The sequence below is a fragment of the Candidatus Zixiibacteriota bacterium genome (assembly GCA_035574315.1).
GTDB lineage: Bacteria > Desulfobacterota > Binatia > UBA9968 > UBA9968 > DATLYW01.
Map to the genome: position 1 here is coordinate 12702 of DATLYW010000016.1, position 17587 is coordinate 30288.

Consider the following 17587-nt stretch of genomic DNA (forward strand, 5'->3'; position numbering starts at 1 on the left):
GTTCTAGCTTATAGTTCGTTTGCGGCTCCGGTTCCTGGTTTCTCTGGTTCGATCGATTGAACCTCGAGATCTCGAACCGGCTGAAGCGCGGCTCGAACCGAGCGCAGAGGTCCAACGGGCTCCGCAGCCGCCGGCGTTTTTCTTCTCGGGGCGGGGAAAGCCGGTCGGGAGGCTGAAACGCGGTGACCTTTCCCGTGATGCGGCGTTATCCTGTGCCGGGCACCATCGCGAACGAATGGATCATCCCGGCGAGGGAGTACTCAGCCTTCACCATGCGCCGAGGGCAGATCCTCCGTTTCGTCGACATCGAAGGCAAGCAGGTGCCGGACTTGATCTGCTTCAACGAGCGCGACCTGACCGAGCACCTCAACATGGGCAACAGCCTGCTCCTCAACAGGCGTCGCGAGCTGCGCCAGGGCGACGTGCTCTATTCCGTGATCTGCAATCCGATGATGACTATTACCGGCTACTCGAACGAGGAGAGCTATGCTTACGGCCCCATGTGCAGCGAGGAATTGAACCGCATCCGTTACGGGGTGCCGGGCACCCGGAACTGCCGCGACAATTTCGCCATGGCGCTCGCTCCCTGGGGGCTCGACCGGCGCCGGATTCCCAATGCATTCGTCCCCTTCATGCGCGTGGCGGTCCGAGCCGACGGGACCATGGAGATCAAGGAACCGACCACTCGCCCCGGCGACTTCTACGACCTTCGGGCCGAGATGGATCTGGTCGTGGCGGTCTCGAACTGCCCGCAGGAGCGAAATCCTTGCAACGGTTTCAATCCCACGCCGATGGGGGTAATCGTCTACCAGCAATCTGCGGCTTGAATGGAGCGCTGGGGTTGAACGGTTTGAACCTTTGCTTGATCGCGTTCGGAAGGCTTCGGCCCGGGCGATCGGACTGAGATGTTCGCACGCTGACGCATCCGACGAGCATGAAACCGGCTCCGTTCGAATACTTCGCGCCTGGAACGATCGGCGAGACGCTCGAATTACTCTCACGCTACGGTGAAGAAGGCAAAATTCTGGCCGGCGGCCAAAGCCTGATGCCCTTGATGAACCTGCGCCTCGCCCGCCCGCGAGTGCTGATCGATATCAATCGTCTCACGTCGCTGGAATACATTGCTCATGGAGCGGACGGCGAGCTCGCGGTCGGGGCGCTGACCCGTCAGCGCTCTCTCGAGCTTTCCCCCGCGGTCAAGGAGCGCAACCCCCTGCTCGCGGCCGCCATGCCGCTCATCGGTCACTTCCAGACCCGGAACCGCGGCACCGTCGGCGGAAGCGTGGTCCATGCGGACCCCGCAGCGGAGCTGCCTGCGGTCAGCCTCGCCCTCGGCGCGGAGCTCTCGGTCAAGAACGAGCGCGGCGAGCGAGCGATTCCTGCGGAGGACCTTTTCACCGGGTTGATGTCAACCGCTATCGAGCCCACGGAGCTTTTGACGGAGATACGCTTTCCCCCCTGGCGGTGGGGATCGGGTTGGGCCATCGAGGAGGTCGCCCGGCGTCGCGGCGACTTCGCCATGGTCGGAGCCATCGCCCTGATCCGATTCGACGGCGGCGATCTCTGCCAGGAGGCGCGGCTCGTCCTCTTTGGCGTCGGCGACCGACCTTTGCGAGCGGCTCGGGGAGAACAGGTCCTGCAAGGGCGGCGTCCCGAGCCGAGGATTTTCGCCGAGGCCGCGGCCGCGGCGGCCGAGGAGCTCGATCCGATCTCTGATGTCCATGCCTCCGCGGAGTACCGCAAAGACGTCGCGGCCTGCTTGATCCGGAGGGCCCTGCAAACCGCTCTGCTGCGGCGGGAACAGGTAACCCGATGAGCGTGCACGGCATCCGCGTAAAGGTCAACGGCCAGCTGTGCGAGCGGCGGGTCGAAGCGCGAACGACGCTCGCCGACTTCCTGCGCAACGAGCTGGAGCTGACCGGAACCCATCTGGGTTGCGAGCACGGCGTCTGCGGAGCCTGCACCGTGCTGCTGAACGGAACCGCGGTGCGTTCATGTCTTCTGCTGGCGGTTCAGGCGGACGGGGCCGACGTTCTGACGGTCGAGGGGCTCGCACAGGGCGAGAGGCTTCACCCTCTTCAGAAGGCGTTTCAGGACCACCATGCGCTTCAGTGCGGTTTTTGCACGCCGGGCTTTTTGATGACCGCCCTGGCTTTCCTCAAGGAAAACCCCCGTCCGTCGGAGGCGCAGGCGCGCGATGCCATCTCGGGCAACATTTGCCGCTGCACCGGATACCAGCCGATCGTTCAGGCAATCCTCCAGGCGGCCGTGGAAATCACCTCGTCCCCGGCAGGAGCGGAAAGCCGCAAATACTGACGACGGAGCGGGTCAACATGAACGGCGCACAGGAACTCACGGCACGTAAAAACCGGGAACCCCGGGCCGGGAATCGCCCTTGATCATGGGTCGGACCTACATCGGAGCTTCGATCAAGCGGCGAGAGGACATCCGGTTCGTCAGCGGCAAAGGCACCTACGCCGACGACATCAAGCTGCCCGGGATGCTCCACGCAGCGATCCTCCGCAGCTCCCGCGCCCATGCGCGCATCCGCTCCGTCGACACGGTTCGAGCCGAAGCCGTTCCCGGCGTCGCGTGGATTTTCACGTCGCGGCATGTCGGCGAGGCGGCGGCCCGCATTCCCATGCGCATGTACAGGCTGCCCGGCCTGGAGCGCTATCTTCAGCCCATTCTGGCGCAAGGCAAGGTTCGCTACGTCGGCGAGCCGGTCGCCGTCGTTGTAGCGGCAAGCCGCTACGTCGCCGAGGACGCGCTCGACGCCATCGAGGTCGAATACGAGGATCTCCCGGAGGTGCTGGATGTCGCTGCCGCCCTGCGCGACGACGTCCTCATCCACGAGGAAGCGGGGACGAACCTCGCCGCCGTACATGAAATTCGCATCGGCGACGCAGCGGGGGCCTTCGAGAAGGCCGACTACACGAGGCGGGAGCTCTTCCGCGTCCACCGCCACACGGGAAATCCCCTGGAGACCCGGGGCCTGGTCGCGACTTTCGACGCAGGCAGGCGCGAATTGACGGTTTACGGAATGACCAAGCTGCTCCATTACAACCGCCAGGTCATCGCCGCGTTTCTCGGGCTTCCGGAGCACCATGTTCATTTCATCGAGAACGACGTCGGCGGCGGCTTCGGCATCCGCGGCGAGCTCTATCCGGAGGATTTTCTGATTCCGTTCGCCTCGATGCGCCTCGGCAGACCGGTCAAGTGGATCGAGGACCGCCGGGAGCATCTCATGGCGGCGAACCATTCGCGGGAGGTGGGCTGCGAGCTCGAGATCGCGGCCCGTCGAGACGGCGCGCTGCTGGCGCTGCGGGCCAGGATCTACGGGAACATGGGCGCCTACGTCCGCACCCACGGCGGCCTGGTCCCGTGCTCCACCGCCGCGCTGTTGACCGGACCCTACCGGATTCCCAACTACGAATGCAAGGTCCACTGTGTCGTCACCAACAAGACGGGCATGGGAACCTATCGGGCTCCCGGACGTTACGAGTCCTGTTTTTTCCGCGAGCGCTTGCTCGACATGGTGGCGGCGGACCTGAACCTGGATCCGGTCGAGCTCAGGCGCAGGAATCTCGTCCGGCCGGAAGAGATCCCGTACGAGATCGGCGTCACCCGGCCCGGCGCGGGTCCGACGGTGCTCGACAGCGCCAATTTCCCGAGCGCGCTCGACCGCGCCTTGAACGCGTTCGGCTACCGGGACCTTCAGCGCGAGCAGGGCCGCCTCGACAATGGCCGGTATCACGGGGTCGGCCTCGCCTGTTTCGTGAAGAACACTGGCGGGCTCGAACCCTACGAGGGAGCCCGCGTGGCCCTCGGCGACGGCCCGAGCGTCGCTGTTTATTTGAGCATCAACGTTCTGGGGCAGGGACACGAGACCGCGATGGCACAGATCTGCGCCGACGGCCTGAGTGTGCCCATGGAATGGGTTTCAGTCTTCCACGGGAATACCGATCTCGTCCCCTTCGGCTGGGGAACTTTCGCCAGCCGCGGCACGGTGATGTGCGGCAACGCCGTTTATCTCGCGGCCCGGCGCTTGCGGCAAAAGCTCCTCCGGATCGCCGGTGATCATCTGAGCATCGATCCCGACCGACTGGAGATCGAGGAAGGAAAGATTTGCCGCAAAGGCACCCATGAGCCGCTGCTCGACCTGAAAACGCTCCTGGCGCACGTTCGCGCGGGGGTAAGGGCCCGCCCGGAACAGCCGGCCCTGGAGGAGACCGCTTACTTCAACTCCAGCCAGCTGACTCATTCGTACGGTGTTCACGTGGCCCGCGTCGCCGTCGACCCCGAAACGGGCCTGGTCGAAGTGCTGAAGTACATGGTCGTCGAGGACGTCGGGCGATGCATCAACCCGATGCTCGTCCACGGCCAAGCGGTCGGCGCCGCCGTGCAGGGGATCGGGGCGACGCTGTGCGAAGAGCTGGTTTACGGAGAAAACGGGCAGCTCCTCACCACCACGTTCCGGGATTACGTTCTTCCGTCGAGCGCCGACGTCCCGCCCATCGAAAGCATCGTTCTGGAAGAGGCGCCGTCGCCGTTGAACCCGCTGGGCGTCAAGGGCGCGGGAGAAGGAGGCATCGTCGGCACCGGAGCGGTGCTGGCCAACGCGGTGAGCCACGCCCTCTCGCCCCTGGGCGTTGAAATCAACGAACTGCCGCTGTCGCCGGACCGGGTCAGAAGCTTGATCCGCCGCTCGCCTGCCCGCCACACGAGCTGAAGGGAATTCTTTTCTTCGAAAGGCTCGCTTCTCGCCCGGCCTCGTCCGACGGGCGCCGCCGTGGCCGCAGATCGAAACCTCCCCCGATTTCAGCCCACGCCCAGGCTTTGACGGATCCTCTTGACGCAGGAAACGAACCGGGGATCGTCGCGCATCGCCGTGGTCCGCGGGCGGGGCAGGTCGACCTCGACGATCTCGGCGACCTTGCCGGGTCGGGGGGTCATGACCACGACACGGTCGGCGAGAAAGACCGCTTCGGGAATGCTGTGGGTAATGAACAGGACCGTTTTTCTCGCCTCCTGCCAGATCCGCAGGAGCTCCAGGTTCATCTCGTCTCGCGTGATGGCGTCGAGCGCGCCGAACGGCTCGTCCATCAGGAGCAGCGGCGGATCGTGAATCAGCGCGCGAGCGATCGAAACCCTTTGCTGCATGCCGCCCGACAGCTCGCTCGGATATTTGCGCTCGAAGCCCTTGAGCCCGCTCAGCTCGAGCAGCTTCAACGCCTTGTCCCGGTAATGCTCGACGTTCAGCTTGCGCGATTCGATCGGGAGCAGAACATTGTCCAGCGCCCTGCGCCAGGCCAGGAGCACCGGCGATTGAAAGACCATACCGATATCGGTCAGCGGCCCGCGAACGGGAACTCCCCCGACGCGCACGGACCCAGCCGTGGAGTTCAGAAGCCCGGCGGTAATCTTCAGCAGGGTGCTCTTGCCGCAGCCGCTTCGACCGACGACCGTGACGAACTCCCGCTCGTACACGCTGAAGGAAACCTCCTCGAGCGCCACCACCGCATCGTTGCCGGAGGCATAGACCTTGCGAACCCTCTCGTAATCGATGAAGCCCGTCAAGACCCGCCCTTTACATCCCGGGATTCTTCCGGATGAACTGGTTCGTGTAGGTCGTCCTGTAGTCCACCGCGGGCGACAGGCCGAAGTACTTGTTTGCGATCTCGACCGACCTCTTCATCATCGACTCCTTCATGTAGCCGAGGCCGCGCTCCCTGGTTTCGGGGTCCACCACGTCGTCGAGCGCCGCTTCCATCTGGGCGAGGCTTATATCGCGGTCCTTTTGCGGATTGGCCTTCATGAAAGCGTCGAACGCTTCTTTCGGATTCTTGAGCGACCAGGCCCAGGCGTCGAACAGCGCCGTCACGAACCTCTTGACCTGATCCGGATTCTTCTGGATGCGATCCGCTCGAGCCTGCAGGACGTGCCCGTAAGTCTGCAGGCCCATGTCTTTGAAGAACAGGTAGTTGACGGCCTTCCCCTGGCGCTTGGCCAGGATCGCCATCCTCTGGATGCTCGAGCCGTTCGTTCCCGACATGAAGTCGATCTTCCCCTCGAAGAGCGCGGGCGTCCGGACTGCTGGCTCCATCGTCTTGATCGTGACTTTCTTGTGGTCGAATCCCGCCGCCGCCGCCAGCGCGGGCAAGAGGGCGTAAGCGAAATCTCCCGGATTCGTACCGAAGCTCTTGCCTTCGAGATCCTTGACGCCCTTGATCCCCGCTCCCTCCCGATAGATGAAACCGCCGCCGTTGAACACCATGCCCACGCCGATGGCTCGGTTTTTTCCGCCTTTCGACATCACCTCGACCGCCGTGAGAAAGTCGCCGTAGCTGTAGTCGGCCTGGCCCGCGTCGATGAACGTCGCCGCGTTGCCGGAGCCTTTGCCTTCCACCAGGGTGACCTCCAGGCCGTTCTTCTCGAAAAACCCCTTGTCGCGCGCCACGAAGAACGGCACGTGCTTTCCTTCGATGATCCAGTCCAGCAGAAACCGTACCTTCTCCGCCGCGCGGACGCCGGATTGGGTCCCGATGACCACGGCGGCCATCGTCAACAACGCGAGCGAAAGCGAACGCGTCTTCGGTTTCATGGCATCCTCCTTTTGTTCTGCATGCGCGTTGCGGCCCGCATGCGAGGTTCACAGCTCCGTGGGGTGGATGCCGCGCCGCCACGGCATCAGGACCTTTTCCAGCCCGACGATGATTCCGAACAGCCCGAGCGACATCACGGAGAGAAGAATGATCGAGGCGAAGATCAACGGTGCATTGAGATCGTTGTTGCCGATGATGATGAGATAGCCGAGCCCCTGCTGGCCGGAGACGAACTCGGCGACCACCGCGCCGATGACCGCCAGGGCGATCGACGTCTTGAAACCGGCGAAGATGTACGGCACGGAGTTGGGCAGACGGATTTTTCTGAATTCCATCCACGGCTTCATGCCCATCGTCTTGGCCAGGTCGAGCATCTCCGGCTCGATCTGGGAAAACCCGACGACCGAATTGACGACCATGGGGAAGAACGCAACGAGGAAAACGATCGTGACCTTGGACCAGAGCGTGTCGATACCCAGCCAGATCAGGATGAGGGGAGCGATGGCGATTCGTGGAACGGATCCGATGACCACCAGCGATGGATAGACGGTGAGCCAGAGGAGCTTGGAGTAGACGATGCCCAGGCCCGAGACGATGCCGATCACCGCGCCGATGACGAAGCCCAGAAGGGTCTCGTAGAAGGTGGGCACGGAGTTCGTAAAAATGAAAACGCCGCGCTTTTGAAACTCTTCGAGGATGGCGAGCGGCGTGGGAAGGAGATAGGAAGGAATGCCGAGCAGGGGGACCACGAGCTGCCACAGGACGAGCAGGACGACGAAGAATAGAATCGACCATTTGACGGACGGCGCTCCCGTCGAAGGATGCCTGTTCATCGTCCTCCCTCCCCTCGAGCGAGCAAGGGGCTTTTCGGGAATTGACAATGCCCGAGTTTAGGTATGTACTCGCTCCGCCAAGCGCGTGGACCCGGTCGACGGCTACCGCCTGATTATCCAATGGCGGCAATCCTGTCAAGGACATGCACGAGAAATCACCGCATCCGGGCCCACGAGAAAAAAAAGATCGACACGCCGGTTCCTGAAAGCATTTTGCCGAGGATTCGATGGCGTTGCCGGACCGCCTTCGCCTCATCCAGTTTCGAGCGGCCTACAACCTGCCGGTTCACGCCGCGGCCGAGCAGGGGATCTTCGCCCGCCACGGTCTGGAGGTCGAAGTGACCTACACGCCCGGTTCGGATTTTCTCATCGAGGCGCTCGAAAGCGGCGGCTTCGAAATAGGGCACCCTGCGGCCGATGACGTCGTCGCGGCCGTCGAACGAACCTCTGGCGATCGGTCGGATCTGTTCCTTTTCATGGGGCTGCACGGCGGGCTGATGGCCTTGGTCGCGGCGCCGGAATACCCCGATGTGCCGTCGCTCCGAGGCCGCGTGCTCGGGGTGGACTCCCGCGTCACGGGATTCGTCTTCCTCCTCGAAAGATTTCTTCGGTCGCGCGGTTTTTCGCCCGGCGACTACGAGCTCGTCGAGGTTGGCGGCTGGGAACACCGGTACCGTGCTCTGCTCGACAGGAAGATTGCCGCGGCGCTGTTGACGGCGCCGTACGTCGACGACGCTCTTGCCGCTGGCTGCCATCTCCTGGCCCGCGGCGGCGAGCTGTCTTCCGTCTATCAGGCCACTTGCGGAGCCGCCCGGCGCTCCTGGGCGAAAGCCCATGAAGCGCTCCTCGTTCGATACATCCGGGCCTATGTCGAGGCGACCCGATGGTGCTTTGCGCCTCGAAACCGCCGGGCGTGCACGCGTCTGCTCCAAAAACATCACGGGCTCGATCCAGCGCGCGCCGAAAACACGCTGAAAGCCCTGCTGGACCCCGCCGCGGGCATCTACCCCGACGCCGCTCTCAATCTGCCCGGAATCGCCTCCGTGCTGGAATTGCGGGCGGAGATGGGGCGCATGGCGCCGCCTCTGCCGGCCGTGGAAAAATACGTCGACCTGTCGTACCGCCGGAAAGCTCTGCGGACGCCGCCCGACACCGACCGCGGGTCCGGCGGCCGCGCCAGCTAGCGGGCTTCCGCTATTTCTTCCTGGGAACGACGGCCCACGCCTCGATCTCCACGAGCATGTCCGGGAGGTCGATCCCCACGCCCCGGAGCAGCGTCGCGGGCCTCGGATGCTGCCGCAAATCGGGCTCGTTTTCCTCGAAGAACCTGTACATCTCGTCGCGCATATCAAAAACGTCCTCTCGCCGCGTAAGAAAGTACCGGAACATGACAATGTGCTTGAGCGTTGCGCCCATCTGCTCGAGACTGGCCTTGATGTCTTCCAGAGCCTGGCGCGTCTGTTCCCTGATGCCGCCCACGACCCTGCCCCTTCCGGCCCGCTCCTGATCCGGAGTGCGACAGGGCGCGTCCTCGAACGGATCTCTTCCCGTCGATCCGGAAAGGAAAAGAATGTCGACGTCCCCGTTCGTCCTGAATCCGGTCGCCCAATTCATCTTTTCCTTGTGGTATTTCGGCCAGAGCGTACCCCAGTCGTATTCCACCTTCTCGCGCTCCTGGCGTTCGAACGCTTCCGCATTGATCGTCATGGCACCCCTCCTTCTTGTGATTTCGCCCGCCTATCGACTAGCAAACCCCTCGGAGCCTGGCAATCAAGAAATTCCGGTTCGTCCATGCGACGCCTCCGCCTCGACAGAACCGGAGCGCCCCCGTCCCGGAACGATCCGCCGGCGGCTCGATCCCTCCGCCCAGGGCGCGAACTTGGACGATGGCCGAGACCGTCGCGCGCCCGCGCGCGATTCTCGCGACCGCGCCTTGATTCGCCGAAAATCAACCGCTATTCTGAAGCGCCATGAAAAAAACTATCCGCGTGACCATCAACGGGCGACGATACGAGGAAGACGTCGAGCCCAGAATGCTGCTTTCGCACTTCTTGCGCGAGCAAATCGGTCTCACGGGGACCCATGTCGGCTGCGTCGTGGGCGAGTGCGGCGCCTGCACGATCCTGATGGACGGCAAGGCGGTCAAGTCCTGCCTCCATCTGGCCGTCCAGGCCGACGGCCGCGAGCTGACCACCATCGAAGGTCTGGCGCGCGACGGAGAGCTCGCTCCGATCCAGGAAGCCTTCGTCAGGAACTACGCGCTCCAGTGCGGCTACTGCACGCCGGGTATGGTGCTGGCGAGTCACGCGTTGTTGAGGAACAACCCCGACCCGACCGAGGAAGAGATCCGCCGGGGGCTCGCAGGCAATCTCTGCATGTGCACCGGGTACGTCCAGATCGTCGAGGCGGTCAAGGACGCCGCGAGAGGGCTCAAAAATGGCTAAGTTCGTCGGGACCCGCGCGCGGAGCAAAGAGGGGCCGCGCCATGTGACCGGCCGGGGGCTCTACACGGACGATTTCAGGCTCCCCGGCATGCTCCACGCTACGATCCTTCGCAGCCCGCACGCCCACGCCCGCATCGTCTCCGTCGACGCGGCCGCCGCGCTCGCTGCGCCCAACGTGGTCGCGGTCGTCACTCCGGACGACGTTCGCAAGGACTCCAACCCGTTCAAGCCCGGCCGGTACGCCGCTGGCCTCAAGCGTCCGATTCCCGAGTACGCAAGCGCGGTCGACAAGGTCCGTTATGTCGGCGAGCCGGTGGCGGCCGTCGCCGCCCGCGACCGCGGCACGGCGGAAGACGCCCTGGAGCTGATTGCGGTCGAGTACGATCCCCTGCGGCCCGTGGTCGACGTGCGCGAGGCGCTCAAGCCTTCGTCGGCGGTTCTCTTCGACGAGCTCGGGACCAACCTCGCCTGGCACGGATCGCTCCAGTACGGCGACATCGACGAAGCCTTTCGTTCCGCCGACCGGGTGGTCCGCGAAACCCTCAAGATCCACCGCTACAGCTCGACGCCGCTCGAGCCGTTCGTCGTGATAGCGTCCCATGACGCCGCGACCCGGCGGCTCACGGTCTGGGTGACCGCCCAGGTTCCCGAGGTGATCTACGACGGCCTCCGCGAAGCCCTCGGGATCCAGGACGTGCGCGTGATCATTCCCGACGTCGGAGGCGGTTTCGGGCAGAAGATCCACCTGATCCGCAAGTACGTCGTGCTGGTCTCCATGCTCGCGATCAAGACCGGCCGTCCCGTCAAGTGGGTCGAGGACCGCAGCGAGCACATGATGGCCGGAGGCCACGCCTGCGCGCAGGAATTCGAGGTCGAGGCGGCCGTCAAGAACGACGGTACCGTGCTGGGGTTGCGTTTCAAGGAATACGACGACGTCGGCGGCTCGGTCGGCACCCTGACGATCCATTTCACCAACAAGCTCAACAACCTCTCCAACACCTATCGCGTCCGCAACATCGCCATGGAGGGCTTCTCGGTGGTCACCAACAAGTGCCCCGTGATCCCCAACCGCGGCATCGGCAAGCCGGGCATGTGCTTCATCTGGGAGCGCACGATGGACCGGATCGCTCGCGAGCTGGGGCTCAGCCCGATCGAGGTGCGGCGCAGAAACCTGATACGCCCCGAGGAAATGCCGTACGCGACGCCCAGCGGCAATCTCTACGATAGCGGCGACTATCCGGGGCTGCTCGACACGCTCCTGCAACGCCTCGACTACGAAAAGCTGCGCGAAGAGCAGAAGCGCGCCCGCGAGCAGGGCCGCCTCCTCGGCATCGGCGTCGTGATCGGCGTGGAGCCCGGCGGGCGCAACGCCGCCCGGGACATGGCCATCTTTCCCGAGATGAAGGAAGGTCCCGGATCGGGGGGAATCAACGGCGCAACCATCAGGCTCGAGAAAAACGGCACGATCGCGCTCCACCTGGGCTCGCCCAACTGCGGCCAGGCGCACGAGACCACCACCGCCCAGGTGGCCGCCGAGGTGCTGGGCACGAGCCCCGACTGCATCAGCACCACCATCCCCTTCGACAGCGACCTCTCGCCCTGGGGAGTGGCGGCGGCAAACAGCGGCAACAACTTCCATCTCTACGACATCGGCGCCGTTCACGGGGCGGCCAGGCGGTTGCGCGAAAAGATCCTCAAGCTCGCGGCGCACGTCCTGGCGGTCGACGCTGCGGAGCTGACGATCGAGGACGGGATCGTTCATGCGCCCGGCGCGCCGGCGAAGAGAATCACCTTCGCCGAGCTCGGCCGCATCGCTTACAACAACCAGCACCTGATTCCCGAAGACATGGAGCCGGGCCTGCAGGCGACCTACTATTATGCCTTCGAGCACGCAAAGCCGAACCTGGTGCCCGGCGCCGACCGGCGCGTCCGGGCGCAGTTCACCTTCTCCGCGGGAGCGCATGGAGCGGTCGTCGAGGTCGACAAGAACACCGGCAAGGTGGAGGTGCTTCGTTACCTGATCGTCGGCGACAACGGCACGATCATCAACCCCGACGTCGTCAACGGCCAGATTTACGGCTCGGCCGCCCACGGCATCGCCGTTGCGCTCGGCGAGGGTTTTCTCTACAGCTCCGACGCGCAGCCCCTGACTGTGACCTATCTCGACTACGGTAAATGCTCGACGGCCGAGACCCCGCGGATCGAGGTGGTCCACCGGCCCTCGCCTTCGCCTTTTACGCCGCTGGGGCAGAAGGCCGCGGGTGAAGGCGCCGCCATCCCGTCCCCTGCGGCGATCGCCAGCGCCGTCGAGGACGCGCTCAGCCCGTTGGGCGCCGAGATTCACGAGCTGCCGCTCACACCGGAAGCGGTCTGGCGCATCGCCAACCGCCGCCCGGAATCCGCCCGAAGGTTGTACTGACGCCATGATTCCCGCTGCTTTCGACTATTATGCTCCCCGCACCCTGAGCGACGCCGTCGCTTTCCTCGCGGCGCACCGCGACGACGCCAAGATTCTTTCCGGCGGCCAGAGCCTCCTGCCGTTGCTCAAGATGAGGCTCGCCAGGCCGGCCTACGTCGTCGACATCGGACGCATTCCCGACCTCGACGCAATCCGCGAAGAGGGGGACTGGATCGTGATCGGCGGCCTGGCGACCCATGCGCAGATCGAGTCGTCCGAGCTGCTGCGCCGCCGCTGCCCGCTCTTGCCGCAGACCGCGGCGACGATCGCCGACGTCCAGGTGAGGAATCGGGGAACCATCGGCGGCAGCATCGCCCACGCGGATCCGGCGGGCGATTTTCCGGCGGCGGTGCTCGCTCTCGACGCGGAGATCGAAGCGGTTGGCCCCAACGGAACGCGCTGGATTCGAAGCGGAGAGTTTTTCCTGGGTCTTATGATGAGCGCGCTCGAGCCGGACGAGATCGTCACGGCGATCAAGGTGCCGGCGACCGGAACCGACAGGACCGCCTACCTCAAGGCGGCGCCCCGGTCGTCCGGATTCGCGGTCGTTGGCGTGGCGGTGCGAGCAGCCCTCGATCCGGCCGGTGTCTGCAGCCGGATCGCCATCGGGATCACGGGAGTGACGGACAAGCCGTACCGGGCCGAGCGGGTGGAACGGCTCCTTGCGGGCAGGAAGCTCGACGCGCGGACGATCGCGGATGCGGCCGCGGAAACCACTCGCGACGTCGACGTCGTCGAGGACGTCAACGGCTCCGCCGAGTACCGCGCGCATCTCGCCGCGGTCTATGTCGCCCGAGCCGTCGAAGCGGCCATGGAGGGGGCGCCGGCCTGATCGGCCGGCGCCGCTGGGCGTTCTAGACCTGTCTCACCTTGATCGTGTAGCTGAAGTTCTTGGGGTCGAGGCTGTCCTTGCGGCCGTTCGCCGTCTCGGTCTGGGGGTACATCAGGAAACCCAGCTCCGGCCCGTTGGAATGCGGCAACTTGACATCGTGCGCGTAGTTGTAGGGCAGCCAGTTCATTTCCCACGCGCCGAAAAGCTTCGCACGCGCCTTCTTCACCTTCTCGTGATCCAGCGGCAGCTGCGCCGGCTGATCTTCCTCGAGGACGACCTTGCGCACATCAGCGGGATCGACCGGAACCCAACCGTAGCCGCTGAGGAAGACTTCGGCGCGACAGTGCTGCGCACTCGTGATGTCGTCCGCTTTCCCCAGGCTCTTGAACTCGCTCGACGCAGCGCAACGCACCCCATAAACGTCGCGCGCCGCGAGGCCGGCGGCGCGTGCCAGGCCCACGTAGAGCGCGTTCAGGTCGGCGCACTTTCCTCCGAGGTATCCGGTCTGGAGCATGGTGGTGATGTCCCCGATGCCGCAGCCCCGGATCTTCGGGTCGCGGAAAGTATTCTCCACGATCCATTCGTAGATCGCCCGGGCCTTTTCCTTGTCGCTCCGGGCTCCCTGCACGATCCCCCTCGCCGTCGCCGCCACGATGCCGTCCGTGCGGATCAGCCTCGACGGCCTGCGAAAATAATCGAGGACGGCCTTGTCCTCCCGCACCCCACGATCCGGCTTCGCGCTCAGGTCCACGTGCCGGTCGCGTGTGGCGAAGCGGCTGGTCACTTCGAGGACCGGGCTTTTCTCCCCCGGTGACCACTCGGCGAAGACCATACCGGTTCCGTAGCGGTCGTATTGAATCGACCTCGCCGCTTTGAAGTTTCCACTCCAGCTGTCGCCTTCACGCTTGAAATAGCCTGTATCCTGCAACAGGGGCACCGGAACCCACGCGCGCACAGCGCCGACCGGGTCAACAACCTCGATCCGCGTCGTCACCTCGAACCGGCGCCATCCACCTTCGTTCCCTTCGGCCCACCGCAGAAGACCAGGAATGCCGCCGGCGGCAAGACCGGCGGAAAGGGTCAAGCCTCGCCTCAGGAACTCTCTGCGTTCCATAGCTCCTCCCTTTAATACGAATAGCTTTCATCTATAAAAAACAAATCCGCTTGTCAACGCGGCCGACCCTGGGCCCGTTTCAGTCCCGGTTTCCCAGATATTGCAGCACCTGGGCCGGATGGGCCGCGGCGTCCCGCACCACCGGCCAGTGCTTCAGCACGCGGCCGTCCGGCCCGATGACGACCGTGGACCGGATCGGTCCCTCGACCGTCTTGCCGTACATCATCTTTTTTCCCCAGGCGCCGTATCGCTTCATCACCCGAACGGCGGGATCCGACAACAAAAGAAACGGCAGCCTGTATTTCTCAGCGAACTTGCGGTGCGACTCGATACCGTCCCGGCTTACGCCGAGCACGACCGCGCCCTGTTTTTTGAACGGCGCGTCGAGATCGCGAAAGCCGCAAGCCTCCTTGGTGCATCCGGGCGTTGCGTCTTTGGGATAAAAATAGAGGACCACGGTCCGGCCGCGATACTCCTCGAGCGTGTGCTTCTTGCCGTCGCTTCCCTCGAGCCCGAACGGCGGCGCCTTCCTGCCTTCGAGCTTTTTCATTTCCCTCTTCCTCCTCCCGAAGATTCTCGCCCGCCGGTTGCGACACCTGGCGTTCACTTTTCCGGGCCGCAGGCGCGGCGCAACCTGGATCCAGGATCGGCTCGAACTCGCTCGACGGAGCGCGAACATGCCGTCGAATCCTTCCCCGGCAAGACCCGGCTCTTTGCCCGGCCCCGCGGCACGCGTGGCCCACGGGCCGCACTGGTATTATTTGGCCTATATAACAAATAGGAATTATCTATCAACAACTCAGACGGCGTCGGGAGCGGGGCTATGCGCGGAGAAATTTGCGAAACGCGATCGACACGGGTGTCAGCGGGCGGCGGTTGTGGAAGATCTCGAAAAAGTCTCGCTGAAACCTCAGGCCCCGGACCGGAACTTCGGCCAGCAGCCCGGCGTCGAGCTCCCGGCGAATCGAGACCCGCGACAGGATCGAGATGCCGGAGCCCGCAATGACGGCTTCCTTGACCGCCTCGCTGCTGCCGAGCTCCATGATGACCTTCAAGTCCCTGCCCCGTCCGCCTGCCGCGCGCCGCAGCAGGTTGCGGATGGTGCCGAGGGTTCCCGACCCCTGCTCTCGCGAGATGAAGCGCTCGGAGAAGATCTCCTCCACGGCGACCGCTTTGCGCCTGCTCCACGGATGATCCCGCGGGACGGTCAGGACCATCTCGTCCTGCCAGATCTTCTCGACCCGGAGCCGCGCGTCCTCGACGGGAAATCCGACGAAGCCAAGCTCCACCCGGCCGTCGAGCACGGCCTCGACGATACCCGCGGAGTCCGCGATCTTGAGGATCGGTTTCACGTCCGGATAACGATTGACGAATGCCCCCAGCTTCTGCGGCAGAACGTACTCGCCCGGATTGTTGCTCCCGCCCACCCACAACTCCCCTTTCGGCGTCCGCTGGAAATTTTCGACCGCCGCCACCGCCTGGCGCTTGAGGGCCAGCAGCCCGCGGGCATGCTCGAGCAGCACTTCCCCGAGCGCCGTGAGAACCACCTCGCCGCGAACGCGGTAGAAGAGGCTGCCGCCCAGCGCTCTTTCGAGCTCCTGGATGTGGCCGCTGACCGTCGGCTGCGTCAGCGAAAGGTGCTCGGCGGCGCGGGAAAAGCTCTTGAGATCAGCCACCCAATAGAACACCTCCAGCTTGTGAAGATCCAGATCTCCCCGGAGCTTACCCATGGTTTCTATCGTATCCCATGAAACCGTCCGGATGAAAAGAGTGGCCGGACCGCGTTGTCAACCGCGGCGACGGTCGGTATAGTTCAATCGATGCCGAAAGAGCTGCCCCTCGCTCAGTTTCACCGGGCAAACGGCGCGGAGTTCTTCGAACGCGACGGCTGGAGCCTCCCGCGTCATTTCGGAAACCCGGAAGTGGAATACCGCTCGGCGCGCTTCCGCGTCGCGCTGAAGGACAGCTCCGATCGGGCCCTCCTGGAATTTCGCGGGCCCGATCGCTTTTCCTTCCTGCAGGGGATGGTCTCCAACGACCTCCGCGGCCTCGAGGCGGGCCATGGGATCTATGCGGCCTTTCTGAACCAGCAAGGCAAGGTTCTCGGCGACGCCCGGATCCTTGTCCTCGAGGATTCGTTCATCGTCGACCTGTGGGAGCCCCTGAAGGAAAAGATCCAGAACCATCTCGCCCGGTATCTCGTTGCCGACGAAGTCGAAATCATCGATGCCACTGCGTCCTGGGCCGCTCTTTCCCTGCTCGGGCCGGAAAGCGCCGCCGTGCTGCGACGCCTCGCGCAGGTTGCCGAGCTTCCCGCGGTGCCGCTTGCGCATTCGGCGGTCCGGCTCCGCGACGCCGGGGTGCGCCTGTTGCGCCGCTCGGAAAGGGAGATGGACGGCTATGACATCCTGACCGCTCGAGAGGACCTTCTGCGGCTGGCTCGGCTTCTGACCGAAGAGGTGCGGGCCTTGTCCTCTTCTCCCTGGATCGGTGAGGAAGCGGCGGAGATCCTCAGGCTCGAAGCCGGGATTCCGCGTTATGGAGCGGACTTTGGCGACGACACCCTGCTTCTGGAAACCGGCCTGGAGCGAGCCGTGAGCTTTACGAAAGGCTGCTATCTCGGGCAGGAGGTGGTCGAAAGAGTCCGGTCCCGCGGGCACGTCAATCGCAAGCTCGTCGGCCTCCGGCTGGAAGAGTCCTGCCTCCCGGGCGACAAGCTCTTCGCCGGCGGCAAGGAAGTTGGTGCGGTCACGAGCTGCGCTTTTTCGCCGGCTCTGGGTAAAAACCTGGCGCTGGGCTACGTCCAGCGCGATTACTGGAGCGCGGGAACCTCCTTGAAAGCGGCGCGCGGCCCCAGGCTCGTCGGCGCAATCGTCACGGAGCTTCCCTTGACAGCTTCTGAAACGACGGCTCCTTTCGCTTGAAAGGCTCTCATGAGTGCGCTACGACATTGAAAACCCGCACCGGGAGAAAGGAATGGAGCCCATGGGCAGCTTTGTCAAGGTCTGCAAGACAACGGACATACCAGACGGAAAGGCCAGGAGCGTCGAGGTCAACGGAAAAACGATTGCGATCTTCAACCTGCAGGGCCAGTTCTACGCGATCAACGACGTTTGCGGCCATCGCGGCGGACCGCTCAGCGAAGGGGAGCTCGACGGCAAGATCGTGATCTGTCCGTGGCATGGCTGGCGCTACGACGTGACGAGCGGGGCCAACGAGCTGGTGCCCGATCTTCCGACCGAGAAATTCGAGCTTAGGGTCGACGGCGAGGACATTCTCGTCCAGGTCTGATCTCTTCGAG

The 17587-nt window shown here is 64.3% G+C and carries 17 protein-coding genes; 10 read left to right on the forward strand and 7 right to left on the reverse strand.

All coding sequences use genetic code 11. The features are described from left to right. Positions 1-182: 182 nt before the first annotated feature. From VNN77_04740 to VNN77_04755, 4 genes are all read left to right on the forward strand, one after another. A complete protein-coding gene (locus tag VNN77_04740) occupies positions 183-827 on the forward strand; it encodes an urea carboxylase-associated family protein (GenBank protein HXG50701.1) in 645 nt (214 codons plus the stop codon). A 107-nt stretch (positions 828-934) separates the two neighbouring features. Continuing rightward, a complete protein-coding gene (locus tag VNN77_04745) occupies positions 935-1816 on the forward strand; it encodes a xanthine dehydrogenase family protein subunit M (protein ID HXG50702.1) in 882 nt (293 codons plus the stop codon). Continuing rightward, positions 1813-2316 carry a (2Fe-2S)-binding protein gene (locus VNN77_04750; GenBank protein ID HXG50703.1) on the forward strand — a complete coding sequence of 168 codons (504 nt, stop codon included), beginning with the start codon at positions 1813-1815 and terminating at the stop codon, positions 2314-2316. The genes VNN77_04745 and VNN77_04750 overlap by 4 nt, the downstream gene beginning before the upstream one ends. An 85-nt stretch (positions 2317-2401) precedes the next feature. Beyond that, on the forward strand, positions 2402-4732 hold the full coding sequence (locus tag VNN77_04755) for a xanthine dehydrogenase family protein molybdopterin-binding subunit (protein HXG50704.1): 2331 nt from the start codon (positions 2402-2404) through the stop codon (positions 4730-4732). Positions 4733-4821: 89 nt separating this feature from the next. Here the strand turns inward: VNN77_04755 and VNN77_04760 are convergent, their stop codons facing one another. The 3 genes from VNN77_04760 to VNN77_04770 are packed head-to-tail and all read right to left on the reverse strand — an operon-like array spanning position 4822 to position 7438. After that, entirely contained in the window at positions 4822-5580 is a 759-nt protein-coding gene (locus VNN77_04760) for an ABC transporter ATP-binding protein (GenBank protein HXG50705.1), read from the reverse strand. Positions 5581-5590: 10 nt separating this feature from the next. Further along, complete coding sequence (locus tag VNN77_04765; protein HXG50706.1) at positions 5591-6604, reverse strand: ABC transporter substrate-binding protein; 1014 nt, start codon at positions 6602-6604, stop codon at positions 5591-5593. A 48-nt stretch (positions 6605-6652) separates the two neighbouring features. Then, positions 6653-7438, reverse strand: a complete 786-nt coding sequence (locus VNN77_04770; protein ID HXG50707.1) for an ABC transporter permease — start codon at positions 7436-7438, stop codon at positions 6653-6655. A 227-nt stretch (positions 7439-7665) separates the two neighbouring features. On the opposite strand from VNN77_04770, the gene VNN77_04775 reads away from it, so the two are divergent. Next, a complete protein-coding gene (locus VNN77_04775) occupies positions 7666-8622 on the forward strand; it encodes an ABC transporter substrate-binding protein (GenBank protein HXG50708.1) in 957 nt (318 codons plus the stop codon). Between the two features lie 10 nt (positions 8623-8632). Here VNN77_04775 and VNN77_04780 read toward each other — a convergent pair whose 3' ends face one another. Continuing rightward, on the reverse strand, positions 8633-9145 hold the full coding sequence (locus VNN77_04780; GenBank protein HXG50709.1) for a RidA family protein: 513 nt from the start codon (positions 9143-9145) through the stop codon (positions 8633-8635). 263 nt (positions 9146-9408) lie between these two features. Here VNN77_04780 and VNN77_04785 point away from each other — a divergent pair, with 263 nt between their 5' ends. Genes VNN77_04785 through VNN77_04795 form a run of 3 tightly spaced genes read left to right on the forward strand, consistent with a single transcriptional unit; the run spans position 9409 to position 13172 of the window. Continuing rightward, positions 9409-9882 (forward strand): (2Fe-2S)-binding protein, encoded by a 474-nt coding sequence (locus VNN77_04785; GenBank protein ID HXG50710.1) that lies wholly within the window; start codon positions 9409-9411, stop codon positions 9880-9882. After that, positions 9875-12301, forward strand: coding sequence for a xanthine dehydrogenase family protein molybdopterin-binding subunit (locus VNN77_04790; protein HXG50711.1), 2427 nt, complete (start codon positions 9875-9877; stop codon positions 12299-12301). Before VNN77_04785 ends, VNN77_04790 begins: the two co-directional genes overlap by 8 nt. Before the next feature lie 4 nt (positions 12302-12305). Then, complete coding sequence (locus VNN77_04795; GenBank protein ID HXG50712.1) at positions 12306-13172, forward strand: xanthine dehydrogenase family protein subunit M; 867 nt, start codon at positions 12306-12308, stop codon at positions 13170-13172. A gap of 22 nt (positions 13173-13194) precedes the next feature. On the opposite strand, the gene VNN77_04800 is transcribed toward VNN77_04795, so the two are convergent. The 3 genes from VNN77_04800 to VNN77_04810 all read right to left on the reverse strand — a co-directional run bounded on the left by VNN77_04800 (position 13195) and on the right by VNN77_04810 (position 16016). Then, a complete protein-coding gene (locus tag VNN77_04800; GenBank protein HXG50713.1) occupies positions 13195-14286 on the reverse strand; it encodes a transglutaminase-like domain-containing protein in 1092 nt (363 codons plus the stop codon). 79 nt (positions 14287-14365) lie between these two features. Then, positions 14366-14836, reverse strand: a complete 471-nt coding sequence (locus tag VNN77_04805; protein ID HXG50714.1) for a peroxiredoxin — start codon at positions 14834-14836, stop codon at positions 14366-14368. A gap of 271 nt (positions 14837-15107) precedes the next feature. Beyond that, positions 15108-16016, reverse strand: a complete 909-nt coding sequence (locus VNN77_04810; protein ID HXG50715.1) for a selenium metabolism-associated LysR family transcriptional regulator — start codon at positions 16014-16016, stop codon at positions 15108-15110. Positions 16017-16106: 90 nt separating this feature from the next. Between VNN77_04810 and VNN77_04815 the strand changes: the two genes are divergently transcribed. Together VNN77_04815 and VNN77_04820 are read left to right on the forward strand one after the other, a co-directional pair. Continuing rightward, positions 16107-17210, forward strand: a complete 1104-nt coding sequence (locus VNN77_04815) for a glycine cleavage T C-terminal barrel domain-containing protein (protein ID HXG50716.1) — start codon at positions 16107-16109, stop codon at positions 17208-17210. Between the two features lie 13 nt (positions 17211-17223). After that, on the forward strand, positions 17224-17577 hold the full coding sequence (locus VNN77_04820) for a Rieske (2Fe-2S) protein (protein HXG50717.1): 354 nt from the start codon (positions 17224-17226) through the stop codon (positions 17575-17577). Positions 17578-17587: the final 10 nt, after the last annotated feature.